Source organism: Hyphomicrobium sp., assembly GCF_020852195.1.
Classification (GTDB): Bacteria; Pseudomonadota; Alphaproteobacteria; order Rhizobiales; family Hyphomicrobiaceae; genus Hyphomicrobium_C.
The window spans coordinates 25344-51558 of record NZ_JADZBI010000137.1 but is presented as its reverse complement, the minus strand read 5'-3'; the positions used below and the strand labels follow the sequence as shown (position 1 = coordinate 51558).

The 26215-nt window shown below is 66.5% G+C and carries 26 protein-coding genes; 14 read left to right on the top strand and 12 right to left on the bottom strand.

All coding sequences use genetic code 11. From position 1 onward, the window contains the following. Positions 1-17: 17 nt before the first annotated feature. Positions 18-1883 (top strand): EAL domain-containing protein, encoded by a 1866-nt coding sequence (locus IT540_RS11325; RefSeq protein WP_291177430.1) that lies wholly within the window; start codon positions 18-20, stop codon positions 1881-1883. 9 nt (positions 1884-1892) lie between these two features. Here IT540_RS11325 and IT540_RS11320 read toward each other — a convergent pair whose 3' ends face one another. The 4 genes from IT540_RS11320 to IT540_RS11305 all read right to left on the bottom strand — a co-directional run bounded on the left by IT540_RS11320 (position 1893) and on the right by IT540_RS11305 (position 4840). Continuing rightward, positions 1893-2993: a GGDEF domain-containing protein gene (locus tag IT540_RS11320; protein WP_291177428.1), complete on the bottom strand. Its 1101-nt coding sequence runs from the start codon at positions 2991-2993 to the stop codon at positions 1893-1895. 308 nt (positions 2994-3301) lie between these two features. After that, positions 3302-3922 (bottom strand): 2-hydroxychromene-2-carboxylate isomerase, encoded by a 621-nt coding sequence (locus tag IT540_RS11315; RefSeq protein ID WP_291177425.1) that lies wholly within the window; start codon positions 3920-3922, stop codon positions 3302-3304. A gap of 14 nt (positions 3923-3936) precedes the next feature. Further along, the gene (locus IT540_RS11310; RefSeq protein WP_291177422.1) at positions 3937-4557 is read right to left on the bottom strand and encodes a LysE family translocator; all 621 of its coding nucleotides are present in this window, start codon (positions 4555-4557) and stop codon (positions 3937-3939) included. A gap of 64 nt (positions 4558-4621) precedes the next feature. After that, a complete protein-coding gene (locus IT540_RS11305; protein ID WP_291177419.1) occupies positions 4622-4840 on the bottom strand; it encodes a DUF1127 domain-containing protein in 219 nt (72 codons plus the stop codon). A 106-nt stretch (positions 4841-4946) separates the two neighbouring features. Between IT540_RS11305 and IT540_RS11300 the strand changes: the two genes are divergently transcribed. The 3 genes from IT540_RS11300 (at position 4947) to IT540_RS11290 (ending at position 9051) form a co-directional block, all read left to right on the top strand. After that, positions 4947-5858 (top strand): LysR family transcriptional regulator, encoded by a 912-nt coding sequence (locus tag IT540_RS11300; protein ID WP_291177416.1) that lies wholly within the window; start codon positions 4947-4949, stop codon positions 5856-5858. A gap of 75 nt (positions 5859-5933) precedes the next feature. Next, positions 5934-6722 (top strand): SDR family oxidoreductase, encoded by a 789-nt coding sequence (locus IT540_RS11295; RefSeq protein WP_291177412.1) that lies wholly within the window; start codon positions 5934-5936, stop codon positions 6720-6722. Positions 6723-7251: 529 nt separating this feature from the next. Next, entirely contained in the window at positions 7252-9051 is a 1800-nt protein-coding gene (locus tag IT540_RS11290; RefSeq protein WP_291177409.1) for an ABC transporter ATP-binding protein, read from the top strand. Between the two features lie 44 nt (positions 9052-9095). On the opposite strand, the gene IT540_RS11285 is transcribed toward IT540_RS11290, so the two are convergent. Both IT540_RS11285 and ligD (IT540_RS11280) read right to left on the bottom strand, forming a co-directional pair. Then, entirely contained in the window at positions 9096-9965 is an 870-nt protein-coding gene (locus IT540_RS11285) for a pirin family protein (RefSeq protein WP_291177406.1), read from the bottom strand. A gap of 144 nt (positions 9966-10109) precedes the next feature. Continuing rightward, complete coding sequence (gene ligD, locus IT540_RS11280; RefSeq protein WP_291177402.1) at positions 10110-11156, bottom strand: non-homologous end-joining DNA ligase; 1047 nt, start codon at positions 11154-11156, stop codon at positions 10110-10112. Positions 11157-11216: 60 nt separating this feature from the next. Here ligD (IT540_RS11280) and IT540_RS11275 point away from each other — a divergent pair, with 60 nt between their 5' ends. Further along, on the top strand, positions 11217-11495 hold the full coding sequence (locus tag IT540_RS11275; protein WP_291177398.1) for a transglycosylase: 279 nt from the start codon (positions 11217-11219) through the stop codon (positions 11493-11495). A 10-nt stretch (positions 11496-11505) separates the two neighbouring features. On the opposite strand, the gene ligD (IT540_RS11270) is transcribed toward IT540_RS11275, so the two are convergent. Both ligD (IT540_RS11270) and IT540_RS11265 read right to left on the bottom strand, forming a co-directional pair. Further along, entirely contained in the window at positions 11506-13080 is a 1575-nt protein-coding gene (gene ligD / locus IT540_RS11270) for a non-homologous end-joining DNA ligase (RefSeq protein WP_291177395.1), read from the bottom strand. Between the two features lie 44 nt (positions 13081-13124). Then, entirely contained in the window at positions 13125-13988 is an 864-nt protein-coding gene (locus tag IT540_RS11265; protein WP_291177392.1) for a Ku protein, read from the bottom strand. Between the two features lie 218 nt (positions 13989-14206). Between IT540_RS11265 and IT540_RS11260 the strand changes: the two genes are divergently transcribed. The 3 genes from IT540_RS11260 (at position 14207) to IT540_RS11250 (ending at position 18563) form a co-directional block, all read left to right on the top strand. Then, complete coding sequence (locus IT540_RS11260; RefSeq protein WP_291177389.1) at positions 14207-15634, top strand: APC family permease; 1428 nt, start codon at positions 14207-14209, stop codon at positions 15632-15634. A 95-nt stretch (positions 15635-15729) separates the two neighbouring features. Beyond that, positions 15730-15951, top strand: a complete 222-nt coding sequence (locus IT540_RS11255; protein ID WP_291177386.1) for a hypothetical protein — start codon at positions 15730-15732, stop codon at positions 15949-15951. Positions 15952-16271: 320 nt separating this feature from the next. Beyond that, the gene (locus IT540_RS11250) at positions 16272-18563 is read left to right on the top strand and encodes a trehalose-6-phosphate synthase (protein WP_291177383.1); all 2292 of its coding nucleotides are present in this window, start codon (positions 16272-16274) and stop codon (positions 18561-18563) included. A gap of 2 nt (positions 18564-18565) precedes the next feature. On the opposite strand, the gene IT540_RS11245 is transcribed toward IT540_RS11250, so the two are convergent. After that, entirely contained in the window at positions 18566-20080 is a 1515-nt protein-coding gene (locus tag IT540_RS11245; RefSeq protein WP_291177379.1) for a glycerol-3-phosphate dehydrogenase, read from the bottom strand. Positions 20081-20250: 170 nt separating this feature from the next. Here IT540_RS11245 and IT540_RS11240 point away from each other — a divergent pair, with 170 nt between their 5' ends. Continuing rightward, on the top strand, positions 20251-20658 hold the full coding sequence (locus IT540_RS11240) for a YiiX/YebB-like N1pC/P60 family cysteine hydrolase (RefSeq protein ID WP_291177376.1): 408 nt from the start codon (positions 20251-20253) through the stop codon (positions 20656-20658). A 66-nt stretch (positions 20659-20724) separates the two neighbouring features. After that, positions 20725-20934 carry a hypothetical protein gene (locus IT540_RS11235; protein WP_291177372.1) on the top strand — a complete coding sequence of 70 codons (210 nt, stop codon included), beginning with the start codon at positions 20725-20727 and terminating at the stop codon, positions 20932-20934. 37 nt (positions 20935-20971) lie between these two features. Here the strand turns inward: IT540_RS11235 and IT540_RS11230 are convergent, their stop codons facing one another. Further along, the gene (locus IT540_RS11230) at positions 20972-21205 is read right to left on the bottom strand and encodes a hypothetical protein (RefSeq protein ID WP_291177369.1); all 234 of its coding nucleotides are present in this window, start codon (positions 21203-21205) and stop codon (positions 20972-20974) included. A 198-nt stretch (positions 21206-21403) separates the two neighbouring features. Between IT540_RS11230 and IT540_RS11225 the strand changes: the two genes are divergently transcribed. Then, a complete protein-coding gene (locus tag IT540_RS11225; RefSeq protein ID WP_291177366.1) occupies positions 21404-21652 on the top strand; it encodes a hypothetical protein in 249 nt (82 codons plus the stop codon). A 54-nt stretch (positions 21653-21706) separates the two neighbouring features. Here IT540_RS11225 and IT540_RS11220 read toward each other — a convergent pair whose 3' ends face one another. Beyond that, complete coding sequence (locus IT540_RS11220) at positions 21707-22270, bottom strand: SHOCT domain-containing protein (protein WP_291177363.1); 564 nt, start codon at positions 22268-22270, stop codon at positions 21707-21709. Between the two features lie 280 nt (positions 22271-22550). Further along, positions 22551-22889 (bottom strand): antibiotic biosynthesis monooxygenase, encoded by a 339-nt coding sequence (locus IT540_RS11215; RefSeq protein ID WP_291177360.1) that lies wholly within the window; start codon positions 22887-22889, stop codon positions 22551-22553. A 443-nt stretch (positions 22890-23332) separates the two neighbouring features. On the opposite strand from IT540_RS11215, the gene IT540_RS11210 reads away from it, so the two are divergent. From IT540_RS11210 to IT540_RS11200, 3 genes are read left to right on the top strand one after another with little or no spacing between them, the layout of a single operon-like run. Next, positions 23333-24265, top strand: a complete 933-nt coding sequence (locus IT540_RS11210) for a hemin ABC transporter substrate-binding protein (protein ID WP_291177357.1) — start codon at positions 23333-23335, stop codon at positions 24263-24265. A gap of 4 nt (positions 24266-24269) precedes the next feature. After that, on the top strand, positions 24270-25355 hold the full coding sequence (locus tag IT540_RS11205; protein WP_291177356.1) for an iron ABC transporter permease: 1086 nt from the start codon (positions 24270-24272) through the stop codon (positions 25353-25355). Further along, positions 25348-26193 (top strand): heme ABC transporter ATP-binding protein, encoded by an 846-nt coding sequence (locus IT540_RS11200; protein WP_291177353.1) that lies wholly within the window; start codon positions 25348-25350, stop codon positions 26191-26193. Before IT540_RS11205 ends, IT540_RS11200 begins: the two co-directional genes overlap by 8 nt. Positions 26194-26215 lie beyond the last annotated feature (22 nt).

Below are 26215 nucleotides of genomic sequence, written 5' to 3'. Positions count from 1 at the left end.
GCAAAAGAGGGACACGGGTGAGCGGCAAGAGCATACGCGACCGGCACATCGAGGACCGGCTCAAGGACATCCAGCACGAGGTTCTCGTCGCGGTTGCCACGGGCGAGCCTCTGGCCGATGTCATGAGCCTGCTCTGCGGGCGCGCCGAGGAGGTGGCCCCGAACGCCATCTGCTCGGTCCTCCGCGTCGACTCCGCCGGCTGCTTGCGGACGCTCGCCGCGCCGTCCTTGCCCGACAGCTATTCGCAAGCCATCGATGGAATCCCCGTGGGCCCGATGACCGGCTCCTGCGGCAGCGCTGCGTTCTACGGCAAGGCCTTCGAGGCCGTGAGCATCAAGACGGATCCGCGCTGGGTCGATTATAAGGATCTCGCCCTCGCCATCGGCCTGAAGGCGTGTTGGTCGAGCCCGATCAAGTCGCATGACGGCCGTGTCGTGGGCACGTTCGCGTTTTACTTCCGCCGCGCCCGCCGGGCGAGCACGCTCGAGAAGCGCATCGTGGCGCGCTGCGTGCATCTGTGCGCGCTCGCCATCGAGCATTGGGATGCCCAGGGCCGCATCCGGCGCCTCGCCTATACGGACCCGCTGACCGGGCTTGGCAACCGCGCGCTCCTGGCCGAGGAGTTCCCGGGAATTCTCAAGCGCGCAGACGAGTCCGGCAGGGAGGTTGCGGTCTTCTACGTCGATCTCAACGGCTTCCGCGGCATCAATGCGGCGCGCGGTCACAAGATCGGAGACCGGTTGCTGTGCGCCGTTGCCGACCGGATCCGGACGACATGCGGCGAAGCCGACCTCACCGCGCGTCTTGGCGCCGACGAGTTCCTGATCGTGAAGACGGATGAGGAGGGCGGACACGGGTTCGATGCCTTGGCGGCTGCGCTCGGCGAGGCGCTGCGCGAGCGATACCGTCTCGACGCCGATATCGACGTCAAGGCCGAGGCATCGATCGGCATTGCCCGCTTCCCCTGCGACGGTGTCGATCTCGACGCGCTGATGGGCCATGCGGACACGGCGCTCGGCCAGGTCAAGGGCTCCGGGCGGCCGGGTTACGCCTTTTACACGGCCCGCCTCGATGCCGAGCGGCGCGCGCGCCGCGCGTTCGAGCGGGATGTCTCCGTCGCCGCAATCGCCGGCCAGCTCTCGCTCGTCTTTCAGCCGCAGGCGGATGCCCAGACGCGCGCGGTCAAGGGGTTCGAGGCGCTGTTGCGCTGGAACCATCCCATCCATGGTTTCGTCCCGCCGGCAAAGTTCATTCCCGCAGCGGAGGCATGCGGCGCCATCGAGGACATCGGCGCCTTCGTCCTGCGCCAGGCGCTGGCGCAGGCCGCCAAATGGCCGAAACACTTGCGCGTCGCGGTCAATGTGTCGCCGGCCCAGATCGTGCACGCGGATTTCGCGCACCTCGTCGAGACCGCGTTGGCGGAGACCGGGGTCGACGCCTCGCGGCTCGAGATCGAGGTGACCGAGAGCCTCTTCATCTACGATGCGGACACGGCGCTGCAGACGCTCGAAAAGCTCAAGGCCCTGGGTGTCAGCGTTGCCATGGACGACTTCGGCACCGGCTATTCGTCGCTGAGCACGCTGAGATCGTTTCCGTTCGACCGCATCAAGGTCGATCGCAGCTTCATTCAGGACATGGTGTGCAACAAGGACGCTGCCGCCATCGTCGACACCATCATGGGGCTGGGCAGAGCCATTGGCCGGCTGGTCGTGGCCGAGGGCGTCGAGACGGCGGCGCAACTCGAGCTGCTGCAGAGCCAGGGATGCAACGAGGTGCAGGGCTACCTGATCGGGAAGCCGCTGCCCATCGAGCACTATTCTCATTTGATGAGCGCGGGAGGCAGATCGGGCGACGCCAGCGGGATACCGACCGCGGTCGCCTGAGCCGGACCGTCAGTCGTCGCCGTGCCCGAACGAGGCGACGCGATTACGCCCCGACGACTTGGCGTCGTAGAGCTTCGCGTCCGCGCGCTGCACGAGCGTCTCCACATCGTCGCCCGGCCGATACTCGGCGACGCCGAACGACGCGGTGAGCTGCCCGATCTTCTGGCTGGTCTCCCGGATCGTCAGCCGCTTGCTTTCGAACTGGCGGCGGATGCGCTCGGCGATGCTGCGGGCGGCCTCCTGCTCAGTCTGCGGGAGCACGATGGCGAATTCCTCGCCGCCGTATCGGATCACGGTGTCCGCGTCGCGGACGCTGCCCTCGATCACCCGCGCGAACATCCTGATCAGCTCATCGCCGACCTGATGTCCGAAAGCGTCGTTGACGCGCTTGAAATGGTCGATGTCGCACATGATGAGCGAGAGCGTCGTCCCGTTTCGCTCGCACTCGAGAACCGCCTTCTCCATCGTCACGTCGAACTGGCGCCGGTTGCCGGCTCCCGTGAGCGGATCCTTGAGCACCACCGCCTCTGCTTGGCTGAGGCTGGACCGGAGCGACTGGATCTGCTTTTGAGAATCTTCGAGCCGGGATTGAAGCAGGCCGCTGTCCTGGCGCATGCGCTCGTTCTCCGCGACCAGGAGGCTCACGATGACGCGCACCTGCTCCCCTTCGGAGAGACCCGAAAGGCGGGACTGCGCGCTTGCGAGAGATTTGGCGTAGCTCTCGTTGGTGGTGATGTGGGCGCGGATGTGTCCGAGCACCTTGCCGAGCTCCTGATCGAGCTTTTGTCCGGCCTGCGCGAGGGCGTCGCTCGGTGCGCCGAGAATGCCACCGGCAAACTTGGGCAGGAGACGCAGAAAGCTCGCAAAGACAAGTCCGAGGGCGCCGAGGATCGCCACCCCGATCAGCGCGAGTCCGACAATGGCGATGGGATTGTAGCGCGTTTCGACGACGTTGCCCGCTCCGTTGACATGCACGGCGCGCAGCGTCCTGAAGGCGGTCAAATCGAGATCGGAAGCCGAGAGAAGTACAAGCAGCGCAGCAACGACGGAAGCCGCTCCAACCCCCAGCAAGGTGCGTTGGCTTGCAGTCAAGTCTCTGAGTGAGATCATGAGAAAACACTTTGCGGGCGAGGCGAGCTCATAGAATCCTATAACTTATGGATCGCCCCGGGGATGTGATAAAATAGACCATAAGTACGAACAAACGAGCGCCGCCAACATACCTCTAGAGTGGCATGCCGGACGCGAGCCCGACGAATACGGTGCGCTTCTGTCGCATCTTCTCCGTTGAATTCAAAGCAGTTCTAGCGCGCGTCCCCTCGGACTGCAAACTGGGTTGACAACCTAAGCGATTCTCCGAAAGGCCGGAAGAAAGCGGTTTCTGCTGCTAAGCAGGCGCCAAGGCGCCATGGAAACGGTCACGAGCGCTGGGCAGCATGCGTGCTCCGTGCCCACGCGAGTGCGCTTTCGAGTCGATCGTTGCCCCAGAACAGCTCGCCGTCCGCTGCAACGAAGGTCGGTGCGCCGAAAATTCCCATCTCCCCCGCACGCTCGGTCTCTGCCCGCAGCCGCTCCTTGATCTCGGCCGTTTGCGCGAGTTCGAGAAAGCGCAGCGCGTCCGTGGCGAAACGTTCGACGACGGATTGAATGATGCCCGCGTCGGCGATGGGACGGCCATGCGCGAACGCCTCGCGGAACACCTGCACGCAGTAGTCGCCCAACCACGCTTCGTCGGCCGCCGCGACAGCGACGCGTGCCGCGAGCAGACTGTTCTGCGGGAAAGGCTCCGGCCGCACGAGGGGTAAGCTCAGCTCGGTGCAGATGCGCGCCAGGTCCCGCCACATATAGCGGCCCTTGGCGGGATAGAGGTTGAACGGTGAGGTGCTCCAGCCCTGCGCCTTGAAGATGGCACCCAGCATGAACGGACGGAATCGGACCTGCACCTCGGCCTCACGCGCCAGCGCCTGGATGCGCTGTGAGGCGGGGTAGGAATAGGTCGACCCGAAGTCGAACCAAAACTCGAGTTGCGGTTGGGCCATCGTGAGCTCGATCGTTAGGAGGAGGTGGCACGGTCGTAGGCCACCGGCAGCGCGCTTGCGACCAGGAACAGCGCCATGACGATGTTGAACGTACGGACGTGCGATGGGCTGTCGACAAGGCGGCGCATGAAGCTGCCGAAGGCGGCCCAGGCGCTGAGCGACGCAAGCGCGATGACGACAAACACGGACGCGACCCAGGCGAGACCCGACAACCCCGCTTCCGGCGCGGAGAAAGCGGCGGTTGCTGACAGCGCGACCGCCCAGGCCTTGGGATTGACCCATTGAAACACGGCGCCGGTTGCGGCCGACAGCGGACGCACCGCACGCGTATCGTCTCCGGCGTTGAGGCTCGGCGCACTCGTTGCCACCTTCCAGGCGAGCCACAGCATGTAGGCGACGCCGAGCGCCTTCGCCGCCGCGTGAAAGCCCGGGTTCGAATGGATGAGCGAGCCGAGGCCGATCCCCACGACGATCACCATGAAGGCAAAGCCGAGGCTGATGCCCACGATCAGGGGCAGCGAGCGCGGGACGCCGTGATTGAGCCCGGAGGTGAGCACGAGGAGATTGTTGGGGCCGGGGGTGATGGAGGAGGCGATCGCGTACCCGACGAGCGCAAGCAGGAGATCGGCTGGCATAAGGAGGACGTCTCGATGACTGATGGCGCAACCAGCATAGCCGTGCGCACGCGCGCTTTCACTGTCAGTGCGGAAGGTCCCAGAACGGTCTCCGCCATTCCTCGTACGCATCGGCGCGGCTGACCCCGATATCCTGAAGCGCCCGCTCGTCGAGCGCCATGAGTTGACGGCGCTCGCGGACGGTGCGGAAGACGGCCTCGGCCCAGGAGAGGGCCTGCGTCAGCCGCGCAGCCGTTTTGCGGCGTGACGCGGGGCAGTGGGGGATGCACGACGTGTGGTCCATTGGACATTCCGGGGCTTGCGCGGAGGCGTGTCTTAGGGCACATCTTTGTATTAGTGAAGCAAATGTAATTCATATTACGCATAACGGATCGTTATGGAGTGCGGCCATGGTGCGCAACATCGACATGGGGCTTCTGCGCGCCTTCACCGCTGTCGTCGAGACCGGCTCGGTGACGGAGGCGGCCGGCACGCTGAGCCTCACGCAGGCCGCGGTGAGCCAGCAGATCAAGCGACTCGAGGAGCTCATCGGCAAGCCCATGTTCGTGCGCACGCAACGCCGGCTGGTGTTGAGCCCGGACGGTGAGCGGCTCTTGCCGTACGCCCAGAAGCTGATTGCGTTGAACGACGAGACATGGCGCGCCATGGCGGCACCCGCCTTCGACGGTGAGGTGCGTCTCGGCGTGCCGTACGATCTCGTTGCCCGTTTCCTGCCCAAGGTGCTGCGCCTTTTCGACAAGCGCTTTCCGAACGTACGTGTCTCGCTGATGACCAGCACCTCACGCCTGCTGCTGGAAGCCCTGAGCCGCGGCGAGCTGGACCTCACGCTGACCACCGAAGCCGCGCGCCCTGCGCGCGCCGAAAGCCTGCTCGTCGACCAGCTCGTATGGGTCGGCGCTGACGGCGGCGATGCCTATCTCAGGGATCCGCTGCCCGTCTCCCTCGGCGCCGACACCTGCGCCTTCCGCCCCTACGCGCTGGCGGCGCTGGCCAAGTGGCATCGCCAATGGCGTCCCGTCAGCGAGAGCAACAGCCTCGAGCCCATGATCGCCACGCTGGAGGCGGATCTCGCGGTGGCGCCGATGCTCTCGTGCGCCGCGCCGAAGAGGCTCGCCATCTTGAGCGACGCCGCCGGCCTTCCCAGATTGCCGACCTGCCACGTCAATCTCTACCTGCCGCGCAACACGCAGAACGACATGGCGACCGAGCTGGCCGCGGTGCTGCGCGAGGAGTTCGCCTCCGTGGGCCGCGAGAGCCGAACCCCGCCGAAAAGGAGTGCTGCTGTCGCCGCAACGCCGTGAGGCTGATCTGACGCATCATGCGGCACGTAACGGCACGCAAGAACTCGAACTCCGACCAGAAACGAGGGCAAACGGATGGATCTCAATCTCGCAGGCAAGACGGCGTTGGTCACGGCCTCGTCCGGAGGCATCGGGCTCGAGATAGCCCGTGCGCTCGCCGCCGACGGCGCGCGCGTGGTCGTCAACGGCCGCACGCAGGCGAGCGTCGACAAGGCGATCGCCGACATACGCGCAGGGCTCCCGAACGCCGACCTCGTGCCGCTCGCGGCCGACAACGGCACGGCACAAGGCTGTGCGGCCACGATCGCGGCGCTGCCCTCGGTCGATATCCTGGTCAACAACCTCGGCATCTACGAGGCGGTCGGATTTTTCGACGAGACGGACGAGGCGTGGCAGCGCCTGTTCGAGGTCAACATCATGAGCGGCGTGCGCCTCACGCGCCACTACTTGCGCGGCATGCTCGACCGCGGTCACGGTCGCGTGATTTTCATATCGAGTGAATCCGGCGTGAACCCCGCACCCGAGATGGCCCACTACAGCGCCACCAAGACCATGCAGCTCGCCATCTCCCGCTCACTGGCCGAGCTGACCAAGAACACGCGCGTGACCGTGAACTCGGTGCTGCCGGGTCCCACGCGCACGCCGGGCGTCGAGGAGTTCATCGGCGGCATCTACGCGGGCCTGAGTTTCGCCGACGCCGAGCGCAAGTTCATCGCCGAGAACCGCCCGACGTCGCTGATCGGCCGCCTGATCGACCCCAAGGAGATCGGCGACGTGGTGGCCTTCGTCTGCTCCGACCGCGCCGCGGCCATCAACGGCGCCGCGATCCGCGCCGAGGGCGGTCTCGTGCGCAGCGTGGTCTGAGCCAACACGTCACGGTCGAATCCTGACGTCTACCCGCCCAAGCGTTGAGACTGGCGTGGGTGCCGGACTTCGCCGGCATGACGTCATTTTGGTCGCACCGTCCCGCCACCACTCAACGTCATCCCGGCGTAGGCCGGGATCCACGCAAGCTTCCACGCGCGCGACGTCGGCAGGATCATGCGTGTCGGTGAAGCCTCGTCCGTCTGGACCCTGCGGCGCCATCAAATCGCCGGATAGGCATATGAAAGTCGAGGCCGTGACGGCGCTCGGCTTGTCACGGGCACCGCCGGCTGGTATAGCCGGCCCATCATCAACGCAACCGGGGAGGACGACATGATTGTGACACGTATGCGCCTCTTCTCGGTTTGGACCGTCCGGCACGGTTAGCCGCACCGTCCTTGGATCGCCCGCGCGATCGCCCTTGCCGACAAGGCAATTCCCAAAATTTGTTCTGGACCGCAGACGCCCGCCCGACGTGCGTCTTGCGCGCCCCAATCCTTCGGAGACGGCGCACCGCGCCGAATGTGTGATGACAAGTGAGAACCGCAACGGCGAACGCGCGGCGATCAGCGCCGTGCTCGCCTATGCCGCCGGCCACTGGCGCCGGCGCAAGCTGATGGTGGCCCGGGTCGCCGGCGCCATCCTGCTCGCCACGCTGGCCGACGTGTTCATTCCGTTCTTCTCGGGCCGCCTTGTCGACGCGCTTCTGGTCGCCGACACGGCGCGCGAGGTTGCGCTCGCACGCGCGCTGGAGGCGTTCGGCATCATGATCGCGCTCGGCGTCGCCATGGTGGGCCTGCGCCACTACGGCTGGCTCGGCGTGATCCCGCTGTCGCTCGGCATGATGACGGACATCGCGCAGGAGACGTTCGCGCGCGTGCAGCGTTTCTCGACGGATTGGCACGCCAACAGCTTCTCGGGCTCGGTGATGCGCAAGGTCACGCGCGGCATGTGGGCGGTTGACCAGTTGAACGATACGCTGCTCCTCGCGCTGTTGCCGTCCGCATTCGTGCTCGTCGCGACGACGGTGCTGCTCGCCGTGCAGTGGCCGTTGATGGGCCTGATCGTCGCGCTGGGTGCTGCGGCCTACGTCGCCATGACCGTCTCACTCGCCGTGTTCTACATCGCGCCGGCCTCCAAGCTCTCGAACGCCTGGGACACGCGCATCGGCGGCACGCTGGCCGACGCGCTGGGTTGCAACGCCGTCGTCAAGGCGTATGGCGCCGAGGCGCGCGAGGATGCGCGGCTTGCCCGTGTCCTAGCCAAATGGAGCCGGCGCAGCGCGCGCACGTGGTTCCGCCACACGCTAGCGGGAACGGGCCAGCACGTGGTGCTGCTGCTCGTGCGCTCGTTGCTCGCCGGCGCCGGTATCTGGCTCTGGTGGATAGACCGCGCTACGCCCGGCGACGTGACGTACCTGCTAACGACGTACTTCGTCGTGCACGGCTATCTGCGCGACGTGGGCATGCACGTGCACAACCTGCAGCGTTCCGTCAACGAGATGGACGAGCTGGTGGAGCTGCATGCCACGCCCATCGGCATCGCGGATCGCCCGGACGCGGCACGCATGCGGATCACGGCCGGCGAGGTGCGGTTCGAGGACGTGGCCTTCCACTACGGCGCGCACGAGACGCCGCTCTATAGCGACCTCTCGGTCGTGATCCGGGGCGGCGAGCGTGTGGGCCTCGTCGGCCACTCGGGCTCGGGCAAGACGACGTTCGTGAAGCTGGTCCAGCGGCTCTACGACGTCACGGGCGGCCGCGTCCTGATCGACGGACAGGATGTGTCCGGCGTGACGCAGCAGTCGCTGCGCTCGCAGATCGCCATCGTCCCGCAGGAGCCGATCCTGTTCCACCGCACGTTGGCCGAGAACATCGGCTACGCGCGGCCGGGCGCGTCGGAGGCGGAGATCGAGCGGGCGGCACGTCTGGCCAATGCGCACGACTTCATCGCCCGCCTGCCGAAGGGCTATCAGACGCTCGTCGGCGAGCGCGGCGTGAAGCTGTCGGGCGGCGAGCGCCAGCGCATCGCCATCGCGCGTGCGTTCCTCGCCGATGCGCCGATCCTGATCCTGGACGAGGCCACGTCGAGCCTCGACTCGGAGTCGGAGCAGGCGATCCAGGCAGCAGTCGAGCGGCTGTTGAAAGGGCGCACGGCGATCGTTATCGCCCACCGCCTGTCGACGGTACGCGCGCTCGATCGCATCCTGGTGTTCGAGGCGGGCCGAATCGTCGAGGACGGCCCGCACGGCGAGCTGATCCGCCGCCCGAACGGCCGCTACCGGCACCTGTTCGAGCGCCAGACGAGCGACCTCCGCGCCGCGGAGTAATAAAAGCCCCCTCTTCCCGTAAAAACGGGGAGAGGGGGATACGCCTAGTGCAGCGTCTCGGCCGTCATGGCGCCGAAGCGGCCCTGCTCGAAGTCGAGCATGGCCTGCTTGATCTCACCGACCGTGTTCATCACGAACGGCCCATGCGCCACCACCTGCTCGTTGATCGGCTCGCCCGAGAGAACGAGCACCGTCACGTCGTTGTTGGCCTCGAGCGTGATGGCGCCGCCGCTCCTTTCGAACGCGACGAGCTGTCCGCTCCGCACGACCTCCTCGCCGTTGACCAGCACCGTTCCGCCGAGCACCGCCAAGGCGACCGTGTGTCCCTCGGGCAGCGTGAGCGTCGTGGTCTTGTCGCGCGCGAGCCGGAGGTCCCAGATGTTGATCGGCGTGAACGTCCGCGCCGGTCCCGTCTGGCCCTCGTAGTCGCCCGCGATCACCCGCACGCGCCCCGCCCCGTCCGCGAGATCGACGGACGGGATGTCGGCGTTGAGGAGCGTCTGGTAGCCCGGAGGCGCCTTCTTGTCCTTGGCGGGCAGGTTGACCCAGAGCTGCACCATCTCGAGCGTTCCGCCCGTGCGGGTGAACGCCTCCGAATGGAACTCCTCGTGCAGGATGCCCGAGGCCGCCGTCATCCACTGCACGTCGCCCGGACCGATCGTGCCGCCGTTGCCGGTGGAGTCACGGTGCGCGAGCTCGCCCTGGTAGACGATGGTGACGGTCTCGAACCCGCGGTGCGGATGCTGCCCCACCCCGCGTGGCCGATCCGTCGGCGCGAATGTAGCCGGTCCCGCATAGTCGAGCAGCAGGAACGGCGACAGGCCGCTCTCGGGCGAGAGCAGCGAGCGCACGGGGAAGCCGTCGCCGACCCAGTGGGCCTGCGGGCTGTTGGTCACTCCGAGGATCTTTCTCATGGGGCTCACTCCTTTCCGACCGAGCCTGCAGAAGCGCAGGGGGTCTGTGTAAGCCCGCCAAATGGGGAACGCGGCGCCGATAGCAAGGGGTTGCGGCAAACGCTGCGTTTCCGGCACGGCACCAGTGTGTGGCACCAAGTTGCGCTATTTCCGCGGGTGTACGGACGGGCGATGGACCTCGGCGGCAGGCTTGTCTTCGCGCAGGCCCTTGAAGGCCGCGTGGCGGAGCAGGTTGTCGCCGGTGAGCGCCCGGTATTCGATCTGCGCCACGAGCTCCGGCTTAACCCACACGACGCCACGCCGCTGAGGAGCCGTGAGCGCCCCGGCAAACGGGGCGGCCGCAGTTTTGAGCGGCTGCAGCGTCTTCCACAGCGCACGCGCAGTGGCGTTCGTGTACCCGGTGCCGACGCGTCCGGCGTAGACGAGACGCCCACGCTCGAACGTGCCGACCGCCAGCGCTCCTACCGCCCTGGCGTCGACACTCGAGACGAGGTATCCGCCGATGACAAACTCGTCGGTCTGGATGCACTTCGACTTGAGCCAGTCGCCGTTGCGGCCGGACCGGTACGGGCGGTCGGCGCGCTTTGAGATCACGCCTTCAAGCCCAAGCACGCAGGCCTCCTTGAGCACTACGCCGCCGTCGCCGGCAATGTGCGCGCTGTAGCGCAGGTGCTTCGAGCGGCTCCGCTTCATGACGGCTTCGAGCAGGAGCTTGCGGTCGCCCAGCTCCGCCGGCGTGACGTCGACGCCGTCGTAGTAGAGGAGGTCGAACGCCACGTACACCATGTCCTGGGAGCGGCCGGTCTCGAGCGCCTCGACCAGCTTGACGAAGCTTGTCACGCCGCGCGCATCCTCGACCACCGCCTCGCCGTCGATGAGCGCGTTCTTGACCTTCAGCCCCTTGAGCGCCTTGGCGATCGACGGGAACCGCCCTGTCCAATCGAGGCCGCTGCGCGTGAGCAGCCGCACGTCTCCATTCACGATGCGCGCCTCGAGCCGGTAGCCGTCGAGCTTGATCTCGTGCACCCAGTCCGCGCCCTCGGGCGGCGCGTCGGTGAGCGTGGCCAGACACGGCGGCACGAACGACGGCATCCGATCGGGCGTACGGCCGGCCAGCGCGGTCGCGCTGTCTCGCGCAGCGCGCGTCGGCGCGTTCGGCCTGCGCCGCGTCTCCTTCTCAACGGAACTCATGCAAGCCCGTCAGCATTCGTCATAAGCGCCTGTGCGCGCTTCATGTGGAAGGGGACTGCCATGCCCATCGTCACCACGGCCATTCTGACGTTCATCATTCTTGTCGCCATCGGCATTATCGTCGGGCTTCTGTTCAATCGCAGGGGACGAAGCTGGCTCGGACGCCAGGTCGCCGATGCGACCGGCGCGGGCGACGTGACCTACAGTCTGGTCGGCATCGCCGGCTCGTTCATGGGCTTCCACGTTGGCGTCATCCTGGGCCTCCTTCCCTCGGTTCTTCTTTATGTCGTGGCCATTCTCGGCGCCGCGCTGACCATCTTCCTCTGGCGCGGACGCTGAAGGGCAACCGTCATTTCCCGTCCACGAGCTTGCGGATGGCGCCCTTGAGCGGGCGCGCCGCCTTGTCGTAGTCGGCCCATGCCTTCGAGGTCTTGATGAGGCCCGGCACCGTGCGCATCGTGAACCGCATCGGGTCGAGCCCGCGGCGCACTTGCGCCCACGTCAGCGGCATCGCCACCGGCGCCCCGGGCCGCGCCCGCGGCGAGAGCAGCGCCACCGCCGTCGCCATGCGGTCGTTGCGCAGATAGTCGAGGAAGATCTTTCCGCGCCGCAGCGCCTTGCGCATCGTGGTCACGTAAAGGTTGGGGTTGTCGTGCGCCATGCCCTCGCAAACCGCGTGCGCAAACGTCTTGGCGTCGTCCCAGCCGAGCTTGTCGTTGCGATCCGTCTTGAGCGGCACCACGACATGCAATCCCTTGCCGCCGGTCGTCCGGCAGAAGGGGACGAGGCCCAGCTTCTCGAGCCGTCCGCGCATCTCGTTCGCCGCCACCACCACGCCGTCGAAGGCGACGTCCGGCCCAGGATCGAGGTCGAATACCAGCCGCCCCGGAACGGTTGGCGCGTTCGGGGCGCAGTTCCAGGGATGGAACTCGAGCGCCGCCGCCTGCGCCATGGCGATCAGTCCTTTGACGTTGTCGATCTGGATATAGGGCTCCCGGTCGCCGGCGATGCGTACCAGCGTGATGTGGTCGGACGTGCCGCGCATGGCGTGGCGCTGTAAGAACGTCTCGCCCGTAATCCCGTCCGGTGCACGGATCACGGAGCAGGGCCGGCCCGCGATATGCGGCAGCATCCACGGCCCCACCGTCGCGAGATAGCGCGCCAGGTCGGCCTTGGTCACGGCCGGCTCGCTCTTGGTGGCTGGCCACAGCACCTTGTCCGGTTTGGTGATGGTCACGCCGAGCACGGGGTCGTCCCCGTCCGAGTGCCAGACCGCATTGGGCTTGAAGGCCGACCGGCCGCCGAGCATGAACGGCTGCGGGCTCTTGCCCTTGCCGGCTGCGATCTCCGCCATGCTGCGCCCCGACGCCACGGACCGATCATCCTTTAGCAGCGCATCCTTGTCGCCGGACTTGGCGTATTCGTCGCGATGCTTGATCAGCAGCCAGTTGGTGCGCTTGCCGCCCATGCGATCGTGCTTCATGCGCACGAGCACCCAGCTTCCCTTGAGCTTGGTGCCGGCGAGCAGGATCTTGAGGTCGCCGTCGGCGAGCGCTTCGCGCGCGGGCTTGTCGCCCTCTGGCAGCCAGAAGCCGCGGTCCCACACCATGACGGCGCCGCCGCCGTACTCGCCCTTCGGGATGGTGCCTTCGAAGTCGCCGTAGTCGAGCGGATGGTCTTCGACCTCGACCGCCAGCCGCTTGTCGGCCGGATCGCGCGAGGGCCCCCGCGTTACCGCCCAGGACTTGAATACGCCGTCCATCTCGAGGCGCAGGTCGTAGTGCAGCCGCGTGGCGTCGTGCTTCTGCACGACGAAGCGGGGGTATTCGGCGCCGCGGACGGCCTCGAGGCCGCTCGGCTCCTCGGTTTTCGTGAAGTCGCGCTTGGCGCGGTACGCGGAGAGCTTTTTCTTTTGCCTTGCCATCTCTCGTCAACCCGCGGACTGCCGAAGCGTTTCAATCCTGACCGCTAGGCCCGCTTCTTGTTGCCGCGCGCGGGTTTGGACTTGGCCGATGACGAGCCCCCCTTGGGCGAGCTCGTCTTCGTGGACGACGCCCCGACGCTCTTCTTCAGCGCCTCCATGAGGTCGACGATGTTGCCGCCCTGCGGCCGCTCCTGCTCGTGGGCGACGATCTTGCGCCCCTTGAGCTTGTCCTGGATCAGCGCCTTGAGGGCGGACGCATAGTGATCCTCGAACTTCTCTGGCTTGAACGCGCTCGACTTCTTCTCGATGAGCTGCACGGCGAGGTCCACCATTTCCCGGTCGGGCTTGGTGCCCGGCACCTCGTCGAAGAAGTCCTCGGGCTTCCGAAGCTCGTCCGCGTAGCGCAGCATCTCCATCACCAGACCGTCCTCGAGCGGGGCGATGGCGACCAGCCACTCGCGCCCGGAGATGGTCACCTGTGCGAGCCCCACCTTGCCGGTTTTGCGCAGCGCCTCGCGGATCACGACATAGCCCTCGCCCGAGAGCTCGTCCGTCGGTGCGATGAAGTAGGGACGCTCGAAGTAGCGGTAGTCGATGTCGCGGGCGTCGACGAACTGCACGAGGTCGATTGTCTTCTTGCTCTCGAGCTTGACCGCATCGACCTCCTCGGGATCGAGGGTAACGTAGGTGTCCTTGTCGACCTCGTAGCCTTTGACGATGTCCTTGCTGTCGATCTTGCCGATCCCCTGCACGACCTTCTCGTAGTTGACACGCTTTCCGGACGGCTTGTGGATCTGGCGGAAGCTGATGTCCGCCTTGGACTCGACGGCGTTGTAGATCTCGACGCCGATGGTGACGAGCGACAGTCTGAGGAAACCCTTCCAGTAGGCACGGGCCGCGTTGGGCATGACGCAACACTCTCAAGAGGCGACAAAGACGGGACCAAGATGTTGTGGTCCCGATCCTAACGGAACGCAAGATGATGCGGCGGGGTTTCGTGGCTGTGGCCACCGCGGTTAATGCGATCTGGGCAGGACGCCTAAAAAAAGAGCCGTCGAGCGCTGTTGACCCCGGGTGAGCGAGTTGCGAGGCTCGTTAACCGCTTGAGGGAACGGGGGAGAAGCTGATGCAACCTGCCGACGACCGCGAGCACGGCACGCCCGAAGGGCACGCCGAGCCGAGCCTGCATCGGGTCATGGGACCCTGGCTGCTGCTCCTCTTCATCGTCGGCGATATCCTCGGCACCGGCATCTATGCGCTCACCGGCAAGGTGGCGAACCTCGTCGGCGGGGCTGTCTGGCTTCCCTTTCTGATGGCCTTCGGCGTGGCGCTGCTCACCGCCTTCAGCTACCTCGAGCTGGTCACCAAGTATCCTCGCGCCGCAGGCGCCGCCCTCTATACGCACCGCGCCTTCGGCATCCACTTCGTGACCTTCCTCGTCGCCTTCGCGGTCATGGCGTCGGGCATCACGTCGGCGTCCACCGCTTCACGCGCCTTCGCTGCCAACCTTTCGGACGCGTTCGGCTTGGGCCTCGCCGGCGGCGTCGGCATCACGCTGGTCGGCCTGCTCTTCATGACGGCGATCGCCGCGGTCAACCTGCGCGGAGTCGGCGAGAGTGTGAAGCTCAACGTGCTTCTGACCTGCGTCGAGCTAACAGGCCTGCTGATCATCATCGTCATCGGGCTCTGGGCCATCGGCGGCGGCCATGGCGATTTCTCGCGCGTCCTCGAGTTCAAGGCCGGCGAAGGGGCGGGCGGCGCGGTGTGGGCGGCTATCGCCGCAACCACGCTCGCCTTCTTCGCCATGGTCGGCTTCGAGGACAGCGTCAACATGGCCGAGGAGACCAAGGATCCGGTGCGCACCTTCCCGAAGATCCTGCTGCTCGGCCTCCTGATCACCGGCACGATCTATCTGCTGGTCTCGATCTCGGCCATCACGCTCGTGCCGCCCGATGAGCTCGGCGAGGGCGAGACGCCGCTGCTCAAGGTGGTCGCCGCTGGCGCGCCGGGCTTCCCACTCGGCCTCTTCGGCTTCATCACCATGTTCGCCGTCGCCAACAGCGCGCTGATCAACATGCTGATGGCGAGCCGTCTCGTCTACGGTATGAGCCGCGAGCACGTGCTCCCGCCGCTGCTCGGCAAGGTGCACCCGGCGCGGCGCACGCCGTACATCGCTATCGCCTTTACGACGCTTCTTGCTTTCGCGCTGATCGCCTTCGTTGGCGAGGTGCCGGCGCTCGGCGGCACGACCGCGCTGCTCCTCATTTGTGTTTTCACGATCGTCAACGTTGCCGTTCTCGTACTGAGGCGTGATACCGTCGAGCACGAGCACTTCCGCACGCCGACAGCGCTTCCCGTGCTGGGTGCCGCGAGTTGCGCGTTTCTCGCAGGCCCTTGGACGGGCCGTAACCCCGTCGAGTACCAGGTCGCCGGGGCGCTCATCGCCATCGGCATCGCGCTCTGGATCGCAACCGTGTACATCAACCGCGCCACGGGCACGGCGCCGTCCGAGCCCCTGGCCGAGGATATCGGCGGCAAAGGCCCCCGCAACTGACGACGGAAAATACTGAAAAAACAATGCCGTGGAACCATTCTTTGTCGGTGGACGTTCAATAGGCGCACGACCCCCAGAACAAAGGAGACGTCCCTATGGCAAACGAGAACCGGAACCCCGGTCAACAGGGCGGCCAGTCCCAGCGTGATCAGCAGCATCAACAGGATCAGCGCCGCGACCAGCAGCAGCGCAACGCACCCGGCAAACAGAGCCAGGATCAGCAGCGTAATCGCAAGCCGCAGCCAGGCGATCCCGAGGACAACCGTAGCGGTGAGCAGCGCCAGGGCCAGGACCAGCGCCGCGATCAGCAGCGCTAGACCGACTGTGCGCGAATAAGAGACGCAGAAAATCAGCGATACCTCGGGCCGCGACAACGCGGCTCTTTTTTGATCCGCCATCGCGGTGTCACCCGCCTTGCACGCCGAGACGGCCTCGCACGCGCCAAGTCAAGATCGCGCCCCGGACGGAATCACTCCGGCAGCAATGTCAACCACGCGTCTTTTCGGATGCACAAAGGGTTGACCTGCCAGGGTCGAGCGCGCAGCATGCGCGCGCAACGGAAGGAATTCCGTTCACGGTATCGCTCGCTGGGGCGAGGGGGCTGCAGTCAGGGGAGGCTCCTGAAATATCGCGGAACATGGACTTTCTGCTGCGCTACTGGGAGCGTCGGCCTTCGTTCCGGGCGGTAGCGGGTCAGCCCGCGCAACTCGCTGCGCGCTATGGTCTCATCGCAGCCGGCATCGCGCTTCTCGCCATCACGCTATTAGGTCCGCTCGTGACATCGCTGGTCGAGGACTGGTCGCGTCGCGATGTCGAGATGCGCGCCGCTCTCGTCTTCAACTCCGTCGGTGGGCCGCTCGCCGCCATGTTGGCCGGCGGCCAGGACGATCAGATCAACGCACTCTTCGAGCGTGTTGCCACCGACCCCCGCGTCGTGGCCGTCGCGCTCTGCCGTGGCGGCGATGGTCCGCCCTCCCATGCAACGCGTCTGATGCCGCCGTCGATCTCGTGCGCGGAGATCGCGCGCTCGGACTCGGAGAGCTTCTCGTCCGTCATCGTCAAGGGACGGCGCATGTTGATCGGCGCGTTTCCGATCTCGACGGAAACGCCGCAGAGCCATTTCATCATCGTCCAGGATCTCACCTTCGCCGAGCATCGCGGCCAGGAGGCACGCAACTACCTTACGCTGATGCTGGGTGGCATCATCCTGGCCAGCGGCGCGCTTGCCATCGGCCTCGTGCTCTATCTGATCCGCAACTGGATGCAGAGGTTCAAGCAGGCCGTGACGAGCGCCACTACGGCGCGGGGCCCGGGGAGCGAGGCGCCGGCGAGCTTCGGTCCGCTGGACCGCGAGGTGCGCCAGGTGCTGCGCCAACTCGAGATGAGCCAGGCCGCCATCGACCGCGACCAGGCCAACTGGAGCAAGACCACGCTGCGCGAGATCATGATGGCGGAGCTTCCCGGCGTCGAGGTGCTCGTGGTGGCGAACCGCGAGCCCTACATTCATAATCGCGGCGAGCACGGCATCGAGCTGCAGACGCCGGCGAGCGGCCTCGTCTCGGCCGTCGAGCCCGTGATGCGCGCCTGCGGCGGCACGTGGATCGCCCACGGCAGCGGTACGGCCGACCGCGATACTGTCGACGAGCACGATCGCATCGCCGTGCCGCCGGGCAATCCCGAGTACACGCTGCGCCGCATCTGGGTCTCCGAGGAGGAGCAGGACGGCTACTACTACGGCCTCGCCAACGAGGGCCTCTGGCCGCTCTGCCACATCGCCTTCACCCGGCCCGTTTTCCGCGAATCCGACTGGCGCACCTATCGCACCGTGAACGAGCGCTTCGCCGAGGCCGTCGCCGCCGAGGCCAAGACCTCCTCGCCCATCGTGCTGATCCAGGACTACCACTTCGGCCTCCTGCCGCGCATGGTGCGCGAGCGACTGCCCGATGCGACCATCATCACCTTCTGGCACATCCCGTGGCCGAATGCGGAGACCTTCGGCATTTTTCCGTGGAAGGAGGAGATCATCCACGGCCTCCTCGGCTCCACCATCATCGGCTTCCACACGCAGTTCCACTGCAACAACTTCCTCGAGACCGTGGACCGTTTCGTCGAGAGCCGCATCGACCGTGAGCAGGAATCGGTAACGCTCAAGGGGCATGAGACCTTCGTCCGTCCCTACCCGATCTCCATCGATTGGCCGCCGGCGGCGTTAGAGCATCAGAAGAGCGTCGAGGAGTGCCGGGTGGCGGTGCGCAAGCGGCTCGGCTTGCCGCTCGACACCAAGATCGCCGTCGGCATCGAGCGCTTCGACTACACCAAGGGCGTGCTCGACCGCACCCGTGCCGTCGACACGCTGCTCGAGTCGCATCCCGAATGGCGCGGCCGCTTCGTGCTGATCCAGGCGGCGGCGCCGACGCGCAGCAAGCTCTCGACCTACAAGGGGCTACAGGACGAGGCGGCCGAGCTCGCCGAGCAGATCAACGCCAAGTACGCCGACGTGTCGCCCGCGCCGGTAAGGCTGATCATCCGCCACCACGAGCCCGCGGAGGTGTTCGAGCTGTTCCGCGCCGCCGATGTCTGCATCGTCTCGAGCCTTCACGACGGTATGAACCTCGTCGCCAAGGAGTTCATCGCCGCCCGCGACGACGAGCGCGGCGTGCTCATGCTGTCGCACTTCGCGGGCGCCTCGCGCGAGCTGGCCGAGGCGCTGATCATCAATCCGTACGATACGCACGCCACCGGCGAGGCGCTGCACAGCGCGCTGATCATGCCGGAGGCGGAGCAGCACGAGCGCATGCGGCTGATGCGGGCCTATGTCAGCTCGCGCAACGTCTACCGCTGGGCGGGGCGCATGCTGCTCGACGCCAGCCGGCTCAGAAAGAAGCAGCGCATCCTCGAGATCGCCTCGAGCGACAGCTTCACCGGCTGAGATCAAGCCCCGTCGGCGCTCGCAAGCAGGCGGGAAAGCATCGCCTCCGCCTGCGTCCGCTGTGCAGCGTCCCCGATATGGAGCCCGGCCTTCGTGCGTCGCCAAAGGACATCCTCGGCCGTACGCGCCCATTCGTGATCGCGCAGGTAGATCACTTCGCGCTCCGTCAGGCCGCCGCCGATCGCCTGCCCGAGGTCCGCATCTTTCTTGGCATCGCCGAGCACGCGCTCGGCGCGCGTACCATAGAGCGAGACGAGGCGCTTGAGCATGCCCTCCGAGAGCCCGCGATGCCGGCGCGCGAGATCCGCGCCGTACGCCTCGATCCCGTCCGCGCCGACATCGCCGCCGGGCAAGGGCGCATACGCCGTCCAGGCCGCTCCCACGCCCGGAAAGAAAGGCGCGAGCCGCGTCAGCGCCGCTTCCGCGAGACGGCGGAACGTCGTGATCTTCCCGCCAATGACATTGAGCAGGGGCGGTTGCCCTTCAGACGCCACGAGGTCGAGCCGATAGTCGCGCGAGACTGCGGACGCACGGGACGCGCCGTCCTCGACCAGCGGACGGACGCCCGCGAACCGCCACACGATGTCGTCCTTCGCCAGCGCGTGCGAGAAGAAGCGCCCGGCCGTCGCGAGCAGGTAGGCTTCCTCGGCGTCGCTGGCGGCAAAGCCGTCCTCGGGCCGCGTGACATCGACCTCCGTCGTCCCGATCAGCGTGAACGCACGCTCGAACGGCAGTGCGAACACCACGCGCCCATCCGGGTTCTGCAGCAGATAGGCATCCTCGGCGCCGTCGATACGCGGCACCACGATGTGCGTGCCCCGCACCAGCCGCAGAGTCGGTACGTGCCCTTGAGATCCGACGAGACCGGCCACCTCCGCACACCACGGCCCGGCCGCGTTGACGAGCACGCGCGCCGCGACGGCCATCGTCCCGCTCGGCCCTTCACCGGTGATCTCCCAGACGCCGCCTTGCCGCGCCAGGCGCGTGACCGGCGTGCGTGTATGAACCGCGGCCCCACGCTCCGCCGCGTCCATCGCAACCATGGCGACCAGGCGTGCGTCATCCACGAGGCAGTCGTAGTACGAGAGCCCGGCTTGAAACGCGGCCCGCAGCGGCCGCCCGGCGGGATCGCGCGCGAGATCGACGGTGCCGGACGCCGGGATGCGCCGTCGCGCGGCCAGATGGTCGTAGAGGAACAGGCCGAGCCGCATGAGCGAACGCGGGCGCATGCCGGCCGCATGCGGAATGACGAACCTCAGCGGGCGGATGAGGTGCGGCGCCCGAGCGAGCAGAACCTCGCGCTCGATAAGCGCCTCGCGCACCAGCCGGAGTTCCCAGTGCTCGAGATAGCGCAACCCGCCGTGGATGAGCTTCGAGCTTGCCGACGAGGTGCCGCTCGCGAGATCGCCCTTCTCGAACAGCACGACCTTGAGTCCGCGCCCGGCGGCATCGGCCGCAATGCCGGCACCGTTGATTCCACCGCCGACGACCGCCAGATCATAGACCCCGCTTGGCATGCGAGCGCCGCTCCAAATACATGTGGTTTTTGGATAAACTTCGCTCCAGCCCACCGCGCCGACGAACGCATCGCTGAATCACTTCCGGCATGATACGCAGGAATGAGGACGTTCGCGACCGCGCGTTCGCCACGATGCCGCCGCCTTCCGACCGCACACGGGATCCGATGATGAGATTTGCATTTCAAGCCCTTGCCGCCGTGCTCGCCCTGTTCGGGCTCGGCCTCACGCTTGCACCCGCCGAGGATCTGCCGCCGCTCAAGACCGGCGACATCGTCTTTCAGAAAACCATCACCAGCGCCAGCGACGCCATCATGCTCGCATCCGGCAGCGAGTACACGCACGGTGGCATCGTGGAGATCGACAAGGGGGGGCGCCCCATCGTGATCGAGGCCGTTGGCCCGGTGCAGACTGTGCCGCTCGAGAAATGGATCAAGAAGGGCAACGGAAGCCGCGTCACCATCAAGCGCCTCAAGGCGCTTGCAGAGTCGGATGCCAAGCAGGCCATAGCCGGCGCGCGTCGCTACCTGGGCCGTCCGTATGACCACTACTTCTATGAGACGCGCGACCAGATCTAGTGCAGCGAGCTGGTCTACGCGGCGTTCAAGGAGGGGCCGGGCATTTCGGTCGGGCGCGAGGAGCATGTGCGCGACCTCAACATCGACACCGATGCCGCCCAGAAGCTGATCGCGCAGCGTTGGAAGAGTCATCCCCTCTGCCGGACCAAGGGCGCGAAGTCCTTCAAGGACTGCTACGCGCTCATCCTCGATCAGACTCTGGTAACGCCGGCCAGCATTGCCCGCGACCCCCAGATGGAGCTCATCTACACGAGCTTTGGCGCGAGCGCAGAGTAGGACAGCCGAGTAGGGCGGCGCGGCATTCGACGCGAGGTTAGGTCTGAAGCGGCGGCGGAGAAAAGCGCGCCCGCGGCGTCGACGGATGAGCGATGCGTCCCAGCACGGCCGCGACCAGACGGTCCGGATCGCGCTCGCCCGAGCGGGCGACCACGAACAGCCGCCGCGCCATCAGCTCGACGGGAATATCGACGCCCGCCTCGGCGATGGCCCGATCGAGGACCCTCCTGAAGATGTCGAGATCGTCGGTCGTGTATCCGGAAACGTCCATTGCCTCGCACTCCCTGGCGCCTGTCGCCAGACGGTCAAAAACCTCGGGCTCCCCTGACGCTTGGCGTCGCGGGCTCTGGCCACCAACGCACGATGGGCCCATGCGTTCCCCGGCCGGGCCACGGGCAGGACGTAGTGGGGGAACCAGGCGGCGGAAGCGCCGCTTTAGAGGCATTGGCTTGTCACGGAGTGCATGGGCATGAGCATCGAAGACCCCGAGGCGCGGGATCCGCGCACGAGGCCAACCCGCACCGACACGGGACACGAGCGCCGTTCGATGTTCCGCCTGGCAGCGGTGGGTGCCATCACGCTGTTCGTGTTTCTGATCGGCTACTTTCTCGCGTTCGGCCCGCTCGATCCGACCGAGGAGCCGGCCTATCCGCCTGCCGGCCGCAACCTTGATCTCGAAAACAAGGCCGCGCCGCCGCCTCAGCCCGAGACGCCCTAGGCCATGGCCCGGCCCGAGCCGGCCCGGCCGAGCGAACGAGCGCATTGAACCGCATCAGCCGATGATCTTCTGCTTGGCCTGCGCGAACTCCTGGTCGCTGAGCGCGCCGGACTTGTGGAGCGCAACAAGGCGCTCGAGCTCCGCCGCCACGTCCCTCGATGCTCCCGCCGAGGAGTGGGTGCGGTTCTGCTGGTCGATCTCGGGCAATGCCGACTGCAGAAAACTGGCGAGCGACTCGACGTTCTCGCGCACCGTGCTGCCGAACCAGCCCTGCGTCTGGCCATCGATGGTGATGGTCGTCTTGTCCGCGGCACCTGCCTTGGCATTGACCACCATCTCGCCCCCGTAGGTCGTGGAGCTGGCCGGGATCTGCACGCGCGCGCTGGTCGCGGTCGGATGGCGCACGCCCTGGGTCTTGGCCATCGCCGGACCCAAGGCGGCAGCGAACGTCCGGCCGCTTTGGTAGTGCGCCCCGGCCTGGCCGTCGATCAGACCCTTGGCGAATGCGGACGTTCCGTTCTGAATGTTTCCGACCCAGTGGTTGATGGCGGCGCCGAAGATCGGCGGGATATTGGAGAAGGGAATGGGGACATCGAATTTTACGCTGTGCTTGGCCATGGAAAGATCCTGCGGGATGAAAAATGCTGAAACTCATGAAGCAGAGGACGGCCGCCTCACCGTCTCGCAACGAGACGAGGCGCGACCGCGCACATCAGTTAGCCGGCGCGGACTGAGGCTGACCAGATAAAAATATGCAAGCTGCGGCAGTCACCGGAAATAGAACGTCGTCAAGAAACGCAGTTGTCGCGCACGGCATCCAGCATGCCGACGCTGCCGTCCGCGTTCTTGGCGAGCGCGGGGCGCGTGGCCGCGTTGTCGGCGGGGACCGTCATGGCGATCACTCCGCTGCGGTGCGCCGGCCGTCGGAGGTCACCGTCTGCAGCACATGGAAGCCTTCGAACTCGGGATGCCCGAGATAGAGCGGCTTGTGTCCGCCGGCGCCCGCGTGTGCCTTCCGGAACTGCTCGGACTTCGTCCACGCCTCGAAATCGGCAACCGAGCGCCACACCGTATGCGAGGAGTAGAGCACGTGATCGTCGCGCTCGGGTCCTTTCAGAAGGTGGAACTCGACGAACCCGGGTACCTCATCGAGATGCGTCTCGCGAGACAGCCACACGTGCTCGAAGTCCTTCTCGGCGCCTTTGATGACCTTGAAGCGGTTCATGGCGATGAACATGGACGCAATCTCCTTTCTTGGGCCTCGTGGCCAGACGAACGACCGCACCTCAATTCTGAGGCCGCCACCGACAGGCTTCAACGATCCTTCTATTGAAATCGATCAGCGGGTTGGTTGGGCTCCGGAGCGTGCCGCTGAGCGTATGCCGGCAATTGTGAACGTTGAATTGGGCGACAATGCCGGAGTTCGCGAAGCGCGTCATGGCTGTCGATGCCGAAAGACGCTGGCCTTCTGCCGAGCTTGCCATCGCGTATCCGGATGCGGCAGAAATATAAATATTGATTGTGAACGTCAATAATGCGATTCAATTGCAATCCAGAGTTTTGCCGATGGAACGCATCTGTCCGCAAGCCGGAGGGCTTTGTGCAGATGCCCGGCAAATGGCCGTTGGCGCCGGCCCCCACGCCAGGCTCGGGCGGGTCCACAAGGCAAGGAGATGTGCGATGTTCGTCAGCTCGAAGGCACGCGCGCGTTCAATTGCGCGCGCGTTGGTCCTGATCGCCCTCGCGGGCGCCATGGCGACGGCAGGGCATGCCGGAGAGGGCAAGACCTACGACACGTCGCGCATCGTTTCGGTCGGCGGTGACGTGACGGAGATCCTCTACGAGCTCGGTCTCGGCGACAACGTGGTCGCGGTCGATACGACGAGCGTGTTTCCCCAGCCGGGCGTCTCTCAGAAGAAGAGCGTCGGCTACATGCGCGCGCTCTCGTCGGAAGGCGTGCTGTCGATCGGACCCACATTGATCCTCGCCACCGACAAGTCCGGGCCGCCGGAGGTCGTCGCGGCGCTCAAGGCGTCATCGGCGCCATTCGTCACGGTCGAGGCGCCGGACACGCCCGAAGGCGTTGCGCAGAAGGTGCATCAGGTGGCGAAGCTGGTCGGCAAGGAGGCGGCGGGGGAAGCTCTGGCGGCGCGGATCCGCAAGGACTTTGAGGCTGCCGCCCAGACGCGCGCTCAAATCACGAAACCCGTGAAAGCTCTGTTCCTGCTTTCCGTGCAGAGCGGTCGCGCGCTCGCCGGAGGTCGGAACACCGCAGCCGACGCGATGCTTGGCCTTGCTGGCGCCGAGAACATCATGAGCGGGTTCGAGGGCTATAAGCCGCTTTCCGGGGAAGCGGCGCTGACGCTCGCTCCGGACGTGATCGTCGTCATGCAAAGGGGGGGCGGGCATCGCACTGCGGACGCGAGCGGCTCCGTGGCCGCCGAGATCGCCGCCATCGAGGGGCTTGCTGCCACGCCGGCCGCCAAGAACGGCCGCATCGTCGAGTTCGACGGCAGCCTGATGCTCCAGTTCGGTCCACGCGCTCCCAAGGCCGCACGCGAGCTGATGCAGATCTTCTATCCAGAGACCGCCAACGCACGCCGGATCAACTAGGCCCATGCTGAAGGTTGCGCCGGCCGGGGAGACCGCCGCGGACGCCACGATGCGCCGCCGCGTTCGCACCTCGCGTCAGCTCCTCGTACTTGCGTTGATACTCGCACTTGCGGCCCTGTTGTCGCTCTCCGTCGGACCGAGCGGCACGACGCTGCTGGCCTTGCCGCGCGTGCTCGCGGAGCTCGTGGGCTATTCCGCCAAGACGGACGGCCATGAGGCGCTCGTGCTGCTCGACATTCGCCTGCCCAGGACGCTGCTTGCGATCTATGTCGGCGCGTCATTGGCGATCGCGGGCGCTATGATGCAGGGTCTGTTCCGCAATCCTCTCGCGGACCCCGGGTTGATCGGTGTGTCGTCAGGCGCGGCACTGGCGGCCGTCGCGCTGATTGCCTTCGGCGAGACGCACGCTCCGGCCTTGAAGGAGGCTCTCGGCGTGCACGCGGTGCCTATAGCCGCGTTCGTCGGCGGACTGGCGGCGACCGCGGTACTGATCGGCATGACGAGTGGCAAGCGAGGCGTATCGACCGCCACGTTGCTGCTGGCCGGCGTTGCCATCGCCGCGCTGACGCAGGCGTTGATGGGCGTCGCCGCCTATCTCTCCGACGACCGCGCCCTGCGCGACCTGACGCTGTGGACTCTTGGAAGCCTTGCCGGCGCGAGCTGGACCAAGGTCATCGGCGCGCTGCCGTTCATGGCGCTGCTTCTGATCCTGCTGCCGCGCCTGGTGCGGGACCTGAACGGCCTGCTGCTGGGCGAGGCCGAGGCCTTTCATCTCGGTATCGATGTACGGCGCGCCAAACTTCTGATCATGCTGGCCACCGCCGCGGCGGTTGGCGCCGCGGTCGCCGTCGCCGGCATCGTGGGCTTCGTCGGCATCGTGACGCCGCATATCGTGCGCTTGGCCGCAGGGCCGGACCATCGCTTTCTGCTACCGGCGAGCGCCATGCTTGGCGCAACGCTCGGGCTCGCGGCCGACATCGTCGCTCGCATGGCCGTGGCGCCGGCGGAGCTGCCGCTCGGGATCGTCACGGCCTTGATCGGCGCGCCGTTCTTCCTGCATCTCGTCTTGCGCCGAGGTGTCCATGGCTAGCGCGCCGGCACCGGCAATCGAAGCTGATGGCGTGAGTTTCGAGGTCGGCGGTGCGCGCCTCGTCGAGGGCGTGCACCTTGCGGTCCGTGCCGGCCAGGTGATGGGCATTCTCGGCCCCAACGGCGCGGGCAAATCCACGTTTCTGAAGCTCGTGTCCGGCGAGCTCGAGCCGACATCGGGACGCATTCTCTTCGACGGTGTGCCGATCGCGCGCGCCGAGCCCGCACTTCTTGCGCGGCGTCGCGCCGTCGTACCTCAGTCGTCCCAGCTCACCTTCCCCTTCACCGCACTCGAGGTCGTGCTTCTCGGGGCCTCCGTTCCGGGATTCGGTCACGCGCGCGACGCCGTGGCGGCAGCGGAGCGTGCCTTGAAGCGCGTCGGGCTGATCGAGCTTGCGGAGCGGAGATACACGGAGCTCTCCGGTGGCGAGCGCCAGCGCGTCCACATCGCTCGCGCCATCTGCCAGATCGAGACCGCGCCCCGCCGCCCCGGCGAGACTCCTCTTCTGCTGGTGGATGAGCCGACCTCGAACCTCGACATCGGCCACCAGCGACTGGTGCTGAGCGCCATACGCGAGATCGCAGCAGAGGGCGCGGCTGTGCTCGCCGTCCTGCACGATATCAATCTCGCGGCCGGCTATTGCGATCTTCTGGCGCTCCTGCGCGACGGCCGCCTGATCGCGTGCGGTCCGCCCGCAGAGATCGTCCGCAACGATCTCTTGTCGCGCACCTTCGGATGCGAGATCGACGCCAACACGACCCCGGCGAACACACCGTTCGTGCTCCCGATCACGCGCGACGCCGTCGAGGGCGGGCAGGCCGCGGCCCGTGTCCGCTGAAAGCCCTCAATTCAGTCGCCAA